This is a genomic window from Streptomyces albidochromogenes, from assembly GCF_005981925.1.
Lineage (GTDB): Bacteria > Actinomycetota > Actinomycetes > Streptomycetales > Streptomycetaceae > Streptomyces > Streptomyces albidochromogenes.
This window is the reverse complement of record NZ_VBVX01000284.1, coordinates 1-8,028: the sequence shown is the minus strand read 5'-3', so window position 1 is coordinate 8,028 and position 8,028 is coordinate 1. Positions and strand designations below refer to the sequence as shown.

Below are 8,028 nucleotides of genomic sequence, written 5' to 3'. Positions count from 1 at the left end.
GTTCGTCGGCAGCGTCAGATGTGTATAAGAGCCAGCGCCCACCCCGTCGACGGACACGACGCGCCGGGCGCCCTCGCCGGTGGACCCGACGCCCGTGGATCCGGCGCCCGCGGACCCCACGCCGAGCACCTCCCGCGAGCCCGCCGAGCCGAGCGCCTCTCCGTCACGTACGCCCGATGCCGGCGCGCCCGCCGCCGGTGAGAAGGACGGGCCACTGTGGTCGGACGGCTCCGTGGACCCGCACAGCAACGACTTCTGGGCGCAGAGCAACGTCACCCTCAAGACGCGCGAGGAACTGACCGCGCTGACCGTCGAGTTGGGGATCGCCCAGACCGGCGGAGTCACCTCCACCGGTGCCTGGCGGTCGCTGCCCGAATCCGACTTCACACTGACGATCGCCGAGAAGGACGGCTACCTCGTCCACACCTGGGTGCTCAAGCAGGGGCGTACGGTCCCGGCCGGCCAGTGGATGTTCGCCGGGCAGTACAACCACGCCCGCGGCGGCCGGGACGCCCGGGACGACCGCTACGTGGCCACCGCCCGGACGCGGAGCGAACAGCTCGCCGTGTCGGGCGACTTCGCCCGGCACGAGGGCTGATCACGAAAACGCGGCAACCTTTTCCCCTCCCGTGGCGACTAGAAGGCGCAAGATCTTCTCCACGTAAGGAATGGGCATGACTGCACGAACTGAACAGCGCGTCCGCCACCGTCGCCGGCTCACCACGCGCCGGGCGGTGATCAGCGGAGCCGCCGCCCTCGGGCTGACCGGTGCCGCGATAGTCACCACGACGATGCTGTCCCCCGCCGGGGCCGCCGCGTCCTGGCCCGCGGCACCGGCAGCAAGCCGGTGCCGAAGACCATCCCGGTCTCCGGTGAGTACGACGGTGGGATGAAGAAGTTCTACGGCACCGGCGCCCTGGGCGGCAGCGGCCAGGACGAGGGCCAGTCCCCCCTCTTCGAGCTGGCCGACGGCGCCGTCCTGAAGAACGTCATCATCGGCACGCCCGCCGCCGACGGCGTCCACTGCAAGGGCAGCTGCACGCTGCAGAACGTGTGGTGGCTGGACGTCGGCGACGACGCCGCCACCTTCAAGGGCAAGTCGGCTTCGGCGACGTACAACGTCATCGGCGGCGGGGCGAAGAAGGCCGACGACAAGGTCCTCCAGCTCAACGGGGCGGGCAAGCTCACCGTGACCGGCTTCCAGGTCGAGGGCTTCGGCAAGCTGGTCCGCTCGTGCGGCAACTGCAAGACGCAGTACAAGCGCACGATCGTGCTGAGCGACATCGACGTGAGCGCGCCGGGCAAGTCGATCGTCGGCGTCAACCAGAACTATGGCGACACCGCGACGCTGTCGAAGATCCGGATCCACGGTGACGCGAAGAAGAAGATCAAGACCTGCGTGCGCTTCAAGGGCAACAACACCGGCAAGGAGCCTACCCAGCTGGGCAGCGGCCCCGACGGCACCGCGTGCCGCTTCTCGGCATCGGACAGCACGTACAACTGAGTCGTACCACTGACTGACGTACGTCGGCGCCGTCGCCACCGGTCGGCGGCGCCGCACCACCGACTCTGGACCGTCGCGGTCCCCCGGCCGCTCGCGCCCCATCGCCGCGCCGCGCCGCGCGGGGCGGCGCAGGCGCGAAGAGGCACCGCACCCACAGAACAGGACCAGGGGCACGGTGGTGATCCCGGCAGGGCGAACTGCAGAGGGATCGGTCGAGGGATGGCAGGGATGCGGTTCGTTCGTAGACGTCATCGCTGCGCCGCCCGGGTCCTTCGGGTACCTCGCGTGGACGGCTCGCAGACTCACCAGCAGAAACGAGCTTGGGACAGCGCTCTGTGTGAGGCGAGGGTGCTAGCGTACGCCCGTTCACTCGGGAACCTGGAGCGCACCACCATGAAGTACACCGTCTCGATCGAGGTCGCCCTGCCGCGGGAGAAGGTGGTCCAGCTGCTCGCCGACCCGGCACACCTGCCGCAATGGCTGCGGGGTCTGGTGCTGCACGAGCCGCTCAGTGGGGTGCACGGGCAGGTCGGTACCAAGTCGCGGGTCGTGATGCAGATGGGGCGGCAGAGGATCGAGTGCACCGAGACCATCACGCGCCGGGAACCGGCAGACCTGCGCGAGATCCCGACAGGGAGCGTCGTTCACTTCGATCGCGAGATCGTCGGCGAGGGCATGTGGAGCGCCGTGCGTGACCGGCTGACCGAAGCCGGTCCGCAGACGACGCTCTGGGTGAGCGAGAGTGAGTACCGGTTCAGCCGCGTGCTGATGCGGCTGGTAGGAGTCCTGATGCCCGGTGCCTTCCGCAAGCAGTCGCAACAGCACATGCAGGACTTCAAGGCGTTCGCCGAGCTGGGAAAGGACGTCCGCGAAGCGAAGGACTGATCTGCTTGCGGACGGCGGTCGTCGACAACATTGCGACCCGGGTTGTAGCCGCGTAGCCAGACGTTGTAGCCGCTGACTCCCCGCGGTCGCCAAGGCCGTGCATGCCCTGCAGCACCTGATCCGGCACCCTTTTGGGACCGCCCTGATCGAGACCGCAAGTAACCCGTGGCGACCCGACCGATTGATTCCCCTCCCGTGGCAACGACCACCCACCGCGACCTGCCCCGAGCGGAACGACCCGGTTGTTAACCCCAGCTCACCAGCAGAAACGACCTTGGGCAAGGCTCAAAGATCTGAGTCTCAGGGGCGGCTCAGGCCCCACGTCTGCAAGGCATACGGCCGCCCCTTCTCCTCACCCGTGATCAGCGGCACGTCGAGCAGTCTGAAGCCCGCCTTGGTGGCCACGGCGACGCTGGCGGCATTCTCGGCCTCCAGCTCCAGGATCACCTGCTCCGCGCCCAACTGCTCGAAGGCGTACGCGGCCATCACCGTCACGGCGCGAGCTGCCAGCCCCTGGCCCCGGTGCGCCGGGCCAATCGCATAGCCGAGCTCCGTGCCCTCCGGTGCGCGCCGCAGCATCACTTCGCCGAGCGGTGCGCCGCCGTCGACGGTGATGGCGAGCAGGATGGTCTTGCCCTCCTCCCGCATCTGCCGGTCACGGTCCAGCCGTGCACGGGCGGCGGCTGCGTCGAAGGGTGAGACGATCGGCGTCCAGTACGCGATGTCGGGGTGGTCGAACAGCTCCGGCATCGCGGACAGGTCCGCTTCCGTCCAGTCGCGAAGGACAAGCCCCTCCCCCGAAAGCTCAATGCGCTCGGGGAACGACGCCGTGGTGCTATTCATGATGGGGGCCTCCTTGGTCTGTTCGGGACGAGGCAGGATAACCAGGCGCCGGAGGGCTCCCGCCAGGAGAACCGTTCCCGGCGCCTGGCGTTCACCGAGGCGTCGTCGACGGCGAACATGACGCGGTGCGTGCCCAGAACGTCGCGCGGCCGGCTGCGCGGCCCGGCGCTGATCACCGCAGGGCTGCGGTACTCGCCAGCTCGAGCCGGCTGTGACCGTCCGGGGTCCGGGCCGTCGCGATCTCACAGCGACGTACGCGATCACTGGCCCGGCGAGCATCCCGAACAGCCCTCACCCCAGCGGATAACCCATCGGGTCAGGAGTCGCCAGTGCTGTGCGCCCGATGGGAAGGGCGGTTCGGCCTGGTAGGCGGCAGGGTCCTTAGAATTGCCGCCGACTGCAGATGCGAATGAGGGGGTCCCGCGTCGTTTGTAGTGGCTGATGCGGGCCTGGTGTTGGAGTCGTCGGCGCCAGTGTGACCAGTTCAAGACGTGGTCGTGGCTCGGGCGGGGCCGGGTGAGGCGGGTGATCAGGCGTCGGAGTTCGGGGAGGGTGAGGGGTATGAGCTGGGAGGATCCGTTTCTCCTTTCCCGGCATCCTGTCGCGGGCCCGCAGGACGGTGAGGCAGGCGTGGGCGGCCATGGCGAGGGTGATGTGGCGGTGCCAGCCGGGGTAGCGGCGGACTTGGTAGTCGTCGAGGCCGCATTCCTGCTTCGCGGTCTGGAAGCATTCCTCAACCGCCCACCGGCTGCCGGCGACGTGGATTAGTTCGTCGAGTGGCATCCGCACGGTGATTCCGGAACGGGCCGACCAGCAGGCCAACCGGCGGCAGCGCGGACCGGCGGGCGGCAGACCGCCGGCCTTCGACCGCGAGGCGTACAAGCAGCGTAATACCGTCGAGCGGTGCATCAACCGCTTGAAGCAGTGGCGAGGCATCGCCACCCGCTACGAGAAGACCGCGACCATCTACCTCGCCGGGCTTCACATCGCGGGCATCTTCCTGTGGTCCGCCCGCTGATCCAAACGAAACCGCCTAGGCGTGTCGGCTTTCCTCGGGCACCGGGCTCCTGTGCCTGGTCGCACCGGCCCTGGACGCCTCACGCACTCTCGGCTCGTGGACCTGTCGCATAGGCCAGCGGCGGCGCGATCGCCCGCACGTCCGCCTGCTCCGCCACCCACAATCCGATGAACAGCGCGGCGGTCGCCTCCAGCAGTCCGGCGCGGTCCAGCCCGCCCCCGGCCACCGGCTCACAGCCCATGTCCCGCACCAGCTTGCGTGCCCGTGCGAGTGCCGCCTCGTCGTCCCCGCAGATCGGAACGGTCAGGGGCTGACCGTCGAAGACCGGCGGGGTCATCCGCCACACGCCCTCGTGGCAGAGGTTGAACGCTTTGACGACGTGAACGCCCGGTGCCGCCGCAGCCAGTCGGCGCGCCGCCGAGGGGCCGCCCTCTGTCAGCAGCCGGAAGCCGGGCCCGACCGGATTGGCGCAGTCGAGCAGGACCTTCCCCTTCAGGGCCGACTGATGCTCCCTGACGATTTCCACTCCCGCGCCATACGGCAGCGCTGCCAGCACCACCTCGCCGAAGCCGATCGCCGCCTGCAGACTCCCGTGCCCCGCACCGCCCCCGATGCGCGTCGCGAGCCGCTGGGCGTTCTGCTCGTCCCGCCCTCCGACGAACACCTCGTGCCCGGCCCGCACCCACTGCGTGGCCAGTGCGTCCGCCATGTTCCCCGTTCCCAGAACACCGATCTTCATGGATACGCCCCTCTCCAAATCTGCTCCAACCGCTTTCGGGACGACACTAGGAAACCCGTCAGGCACCATTTGGTACGTGACGACCGACGCCTATCTCGCTGACTGCCGCGCCCGCCTCGCCTTCGACCTCCTCTCCAACACCTGGAACGCCGTGCTGATCTGGGTCCTGCGGGACGGTCCCAAGCGCCCCGGCGAACTACGCGAGCGCATCGGTGGCATCAGTCCCAAGGTCCTGACCGAGACGCTGCGGCGGCTGGAGTTCAACGGGCTGGTGGTACGGAATGCCTATGGCGAAGCGCCGCCTCGTGTCGAGTACGAACTCACAGCTCTGGGGCGGACGTTGCTTGGCCCGATCGACGTACTTGGCGCGTGGGCCTTCGAGCACGGGGATGAGGTCATGGCCGCCCAGGAACGAATGGGTGGGTGAGTTCCAGCCCGTGACCTCCTCTGCACGCGTTGACGCACTTTCATCGGGGTGAGTTCAAGCGCCGCCAGCATCAGCGCGCATCCCAGAGTGAGGAATGTCGTCGCGGACCTCTCAGCGGATCCGCAGGCGGCGGAACACGTTCCACGACCCAGCGTCGATTGCCCAGCCCGGAGCCGTGCTCGGTGCCGCGGCGGGCGATCAGCGGCTTCACGCCGAGTCCCCGGACCAGGCGTCGGTACTTGTCGTGGTCGTACCCGCGGTCGCCGAGCACGACGTCGGGGCGGCGGCGGGCCGGCCGCGTTTGCCCCGCACGGGCCGCACGGCCTGGAGGAGTGGGATCAGCTGGGTGACGTCGTTGCGGTTGCCGCCGGTGAGTGTGGCGGCGAGCGGGATGCCGGTGGCGTCGGTGATCAGATGGTGTTTGCTGCCGATTCTGCCCCGGTCAACAGTTCTTCGTCCCGTCTTGGCGCCCCATTTCAATGCGCGGATGTGGGAGCCTTCGACCGCTGCCAAAGCGACAACCGCTGACTGTCGGCCTTGAGTGCGGGCCTGCGTGGTGCTGCGCCTGGAGGCCTCGGACACGACTGAGGCTGGTGCCCGGACACAAAATTGACCCATGATCTGGACGTCAGAATGCACCACGAGGTGGGTCCCTTGCTGGCATAGATTGATCAGCACAAGGCCCCGGGAGACGCCCGAAGGCGCAGCTCAGCACAGGGAGTACGACTATGAACGCCGCCGACGCCGCGCCACTGACACCGGTTCTGACTCGCGCCGCTACCGCCGAGACCACGAGTGACCCGAGCAGTGTGATGACGCTGCTGGCCGACTGCGGCACCGACGGCAGCTCGCTCACCAGCTACCGCTCGCAGTTCGCCAAGGGCGCTGTGGGCGCCCCGGCGCACTTTCACACTCGTGCCTCGGAGCTCTTCTTCGTCATCGGCGGCTCTCTTCAGGTACTCGTCGACGACGAGGTGAAGATCCTGGACGCGGGCGACCTTCTGCTCGTACCGCCGCACACTCCGCACGCTTTCGCGGCGGCTCCCGGCGCCGAGGCCGACGTGCTGTTCGTCTTCACGCCCGGCATGCCGCGCTTCGACTATCTCCGGCTGCTCGGCCGGGTGATGCGCGGTGAGGCGAGCCCGCAGGAGATAACCGAGTCTTCCGAGCGCTTCGACAACCACTACGTGGACAGCCCGATATGGCGCGCCGCTCTGGAAGCCGCACACTGAAGGAGGATGTCGCACGTGGCCACTCTGTCTGACGGGCCCCTCACGTGACCGGCGCCTGAGTTACTGAGCCTCTTCAGCGGTAGCTCCCCAGGGTGAGGACGGCTTTGGATACGGAGGTGAGCCAGGCGGGGCTGCAGCGTGCTCTGCGGAAGATCCGCCAGGTCTTGAGGCGGGCGATGCCTCGCTCGACGGGGTAGCGCAGGCGGGCGTGGGCCTTGTTGAGGGACTTCTGGCGGGCGCCGAGTTCTTTGCCGGGTCGGCGTCGTCGGCCGGTGGCGAGAGTGCCGCCGGCTCGGAGGTAGGCCAGGTCTGCCAGGGCCGGGATGCCGAGTCGGCGGCAGGTGTTGATGATGCGGTGTCTGCGGGCCGCGGTGAGGTCGTGGATGCGCCCGGGCAGCACCCATCCACAGGATGCCGTCCGGATCGGTGATCACTTGTACGTTCAAGCCCTGGTGACGGTGCTTGCCCGAATAATCGGCGCGTGTGTCACCGACCCGGTCGCAATCCGCGAGAGTGCCGTCGACCAGCTCGTACTCCGCTCGCGCCTTCGCCTCGCGCAGAGCGCGGGTCAGCCCCCACGCCCTCTGGGCCAGAGGGCTACGACGTGGACGTAGGCATGGGCGGTACCGACGCTGATGCGGAAGCCGACCGCGATCTGGGCGAGGGTGGTGTGCTGGCGCAGGTACACCAGCGCGACCAGGGCACGCTGGTGCGGAGGCAGCTTGCACCGCCGGTCACCCTCACGGAGGACGATCTGCATCGTCACCGTTTCCACGAGTGCGTGTGGCAGGTCGAGTGCGGCAGGATACGTGAGCAACGGGGCTCCCCGGCAACCGAGATGAGATGTCAGATACCTCCCTCAACTGCCTGGGAGCCCTGCCCGTTCTGCCGCCGTGGCCCCAGCACCTTCGTCACCCGATCGATAGCCACGCTGAAAAGGCTCACTGGTCCGCCATCGACAGCTTGGGTCAGGCGGTGGTGCGGTCGTCCTGGTACGCGCCCAAGGCGGCATCGGCGCTGGGGTAGGCGGGCAGCAGGGTGTCCATTCCGGTGGTGCTCAGCAGACGGCCCAGGCGATCGGGGACAGCGGCCAGGGCCAGCGACCCGCTGGCGTCTTTGGCGCAGCGCCAGATACCGACCAGAGCCCCAAGCCCGGAAGAGTCGCAGAAGGTGACGCCCGTCAGGTCGGCGATCAAGTCGGGATGGCCGCTTGCGATCTGCTCCAGTGCGCGGGCGCGCACGAGGGGGGGCGGTGGCGATGTCGAATTCACCGGCCAGGGAGATCACTGCCCGGGTGCCGTGCGTGTGCGTGACGTCGAGGTGGAATGCGTCGGTCATGGACGTCGGTTCTCCTGTCCGACGAATTTGTCGGCGGGGGCG

Annotated in this window: 6 protein-coding genes and 7 pseudogenes; 6 read left to right on the top strand and 7 right to left on the bottom strand. The window is 68.4% G+C overall.

What is annotated here, in order from left to right:
* Window positions 1-31: 31 nt before the first annotated feature.
* The 3 genes and pseudogenes from E2E34_RS37535 to E2E34_RS27370 all read left to right on the top strand — a co-directional run.
* Window positions 32-598: pseudogene (locus E2E34_RS37535) on the top strand (hypothetical protein); the annotation flags it as partial.
* Between the two features lie 76 nt (window positions 599-674).
* Window positions 675-1,504 (top strand): annotated as a pseudogene (locus tag E2E34_RS27375) (pectate lyase).
* A 393-nt stretch (window positions 1,505-1,897) separates the two neighbouring features.
* Window positions 1,898-2,389: an SRPBCC family protein gene (locus E2E34_RS27370; protein WP_138904579.1), complete on the top strand. Its 492-nt coding sequence runs from the start codon at window positions 1,898-1,900 to the stop codon at window positions 2,387-2,389.
* A gap of 300 nt (window positions 2,390-2,689) precedes the next feature.
* On the opposite strand, the gene E2E34_RS27365 is transcribed toward E2E34_RS27370, so the two are convergent.
* The 3 genes and pseudogenes from E2E34_RS27365 to E2E34_RS27355 all read right to left on the bottom strand — a co-directional run.
* Window positions 2,690-3,232, bottom strand: coding sequence for a GNAT family N-acetyltransferase (locus E2E34_RS27365; protein WP_425573459.1), 543 nt, complete (start codon window positions 3,230-3,232; stop codon window positions 2,690-2,692).
* A 101-nt stretch (window positions 3,233-3,333) separates the two neighbouring features.
* Window positions 3,334-3,479 (bottom strand): annotated as a pseudogene (locus E2E34_RS36700) (VOC family protein); the annotation flags it as partial.
* A 282-nt stretch (window positions 3,480-3,761) separates the two neighbouring features.
* Window positions 3,762-4,009: pseudogene (locus E2E34_RS27355) on the bottom strand (IS701 family transposase); the annotation flags it as partial.
* Window position 4,010: 1 nt separating this feature from the next.
* Here E2E34_RS27355 and E2E34_RS27350 point away from each other — a divergent pair.
* Window positions 4,011-4,250, top strand: a pseudogene (locus tag E2E34_RS27350) (IS5/IS1182 family transposase); the annotation flags it as partial.
* A gap of 79 nt (window positions 4,251-4,329) precedes the next feature.
* On the opposite strand, the gene E2E34_RS27345 reads toward E2E34_RS27350, so the two are convergent.
* On the bottom strand, window positions 4,330-4,989 hold the full coding sequence (locus tag E2E34_RS27345) for an NADPH-dependent F420 reductase (RefSeq protein ID WP_138904577.1): 660 nt from the start codon (window positions 4,987-4,989) through the stop codon (window positions 4,330-4,332).
* 76 nt (window positions 4,990-5,065) lie between these two features.
* On the opposite strand from E2E34_RS27345, the gene E2E34_RS27340 reads away from it, so the two are divergent.
* The gene (locus E2E34_RS27340) at window positions 5,066-5,416 is read left to right on the top strand and encodes a winged helix-turn-helix transcriptional regulator (protein ID WP_138904576.1); all 351 of its coding nucleotides are present in this window, start codon (window positions 5,066-5,068) and stop codon (window positions 5,414-5,416) included.
* Window positions 5,417-5,552: 136 nt separating this feature from the next.
* On the opposite strand, the pseudogene E2E34_RS27335 reads toward E2E34_RS27340, so the two are convergent.
* A pseudogene (locus tag E2E34_RS27335) lies at window positions 5,553-5,923 on the bottom strand (transposase); the annotation flags it as partial.
* 221 nt (window positions 5,924-6,144) lie between these two features.
* Here E2E34_RS27335 and E2E34_RS27330 point away from each other — a divergent pair.
* Window positions 6,145-6,648, top strand: coding sequence for a cupin domain-containing protein (locus tag E2E34_RS27330; protein ID WP_138904575.1), 504 nt, complete (start codon window positions 6,145-6,147; stop codon window positions 6,646-6,648).
* A 73-nt stretch (window positions 6,649-6,721) separates the two neighbouring features.
* Here E2E34_RS27330 and E2E34_RS27325 read toward each other — a convergent pair.
* Window positions 6,722-7,465, bottom strand: a pseudogene (locus tag E2E34_RS27325) (transposase).
* A gap of 151 nt (window positions 7,466-7,616) precedes the next feature.
* Entirely contained in the window at window positions 7,617-7,889 is a 273-nt protein-coding gene (locus tag E2E34_RS27320; RefSeq protein ID WP_244316157.1) for an STAS domain-containing protein, read from the bottom strand.
* Window positions 7,890-8,028: the final 139 nt, after the last annotated feature.